The 1,181-nt window shown below is 69.6% G+C and carries 1 protein-coding gene; it reads left to right on the top strand.

What is annotated here, in order from left to right; all coding sequences use genetic code 11:
- Positions 1-149 precede the first annotated feature (149 nt).
- Complete coding sequence (rfbB, locus tag NBX02_RS08225; protein ID WP_250290735.1) at positions 150-1,151, top strand: dTDP-glucose 4,6-dehydratase; 1,002 nt, start codon at positions 150-152, stop codon at positions 1,149-1,151.
- Positions 1,152-1,181: the final 30 nt, after the last annotated feature.

Below are 1,181 nucleotides of genomic sequence, written 5' to 3'. Positions count from 1 at the left end.
ATATACACTCGACTAGTCGTCGGCAGCGTCAGATGTGTATAAGAGACAGGGGCGGTGATGATCGGCGTCATCCGGCCGTGAGAGGCTGGCGTGGATCGGGGCGCCGAGGCCGCCGATCCCGATCTCTTACGAAGGGGGACGTACGACACATGTCGACGCTGCTGGTCACCGGGGCCGCCGGGTTCATCGGGTCGAACTTCGTCCGCTACTGGCGTGAGCGGCACCCCCGGGACCAGGTGGTCGCGCTGGACGCGCTGACCTACGCCGGCTGCCGGGACAACCTCGCCGACGTGCTGGCGGAGATCACGTTCGTGCACGGGGACATCCGCGACCGCGAGCTCGTCGAGTCGCTGCTGCGGGAGCACACGGTCGACATGGTGGTCAACTTCGCCGCCGAGTCGCACAACAGCCTGGCGATCATCCGTCCCGGCGACTTCTTCTCCACCAACGTCATCGGCACCCAGACGCTGCTGGAGGCGGCCCGCACGGTCGGCGTGGCGCGCTTCCACCAGATCTCGACCTGCGAGGTCTACGGTGACATGGACCTCGACGACCCCGGCGCGTTCACCGAGGACTCCCCGTATCTGCCGCGGACGCCGTACAACGCGGCCAAGGCCGGCGGCGACCACGCGGTGCGCGCCTACGGCCTGACCTACGACCTGCCGGTGACGATCACGAACTGCTCGAACAACTACGGGCCGTACCAGTTCCCGGAGAAGGTCATCCCGCTGTTCGTCACCCGGGCCCTGCAGGGCGAGAACCTGCCCCTGTACGCGTCGGTGCGCAACCGCCGGGAGTGGCTGCACGTCGCCGACCACTGCCGGGCGATCGAGGCGGTGCTGGAGCGCGGCCGGCTCGGCGAGACCTACCACGTCGGCAGCGGGGTCGAGGCCGACATCGAGACCATCGCCAACACCATCCTCGCCGAGCTGGGCCTGCCGGAGTCGCTGAAGACGATCGTGCCGGACCGCCCGTCCCACGACCGGCGTTACCTGCTCGACTCCACCAGGCTGCGCACCGAGCTCGGCTGGGCGCCCGAGATCGGCTTCGCCGACGGGATGCGGGAAACCGTCGCCTGGTACCGCGACAACGAGGCGTGGTGGCGTCCGCTGATCGGCCGCTCCCCCGTCTCGGAGACCGCCTGGCGCTGACCCGCCCACGGCTCGCCCCGGGCCGGCCGC

The organism is Protofrankia sp. CiP1_Cm_nod1, from assembly GCF_920888515.1.
In the GTDB taxonomy this organism is placed as follows: Bacteria; Actinomycetota; Actinomycetes; order Frankiales; family Frankiaceae; genus Protofrankia.
Note: the sequence above shows the minus strand (reverse complement) of the source record. Positions and strands in the feature narration are given on the sequence as shown.

Excerpts from the sequence above, each read along its gene's own strand:
- rfbB (WP_250290735.1), top strand. The coding sequence starts at position 150 with ATGTCGACGCTGCTGGTCACCGGGGCCGCCGGGTTCATCGGGTCGAAC.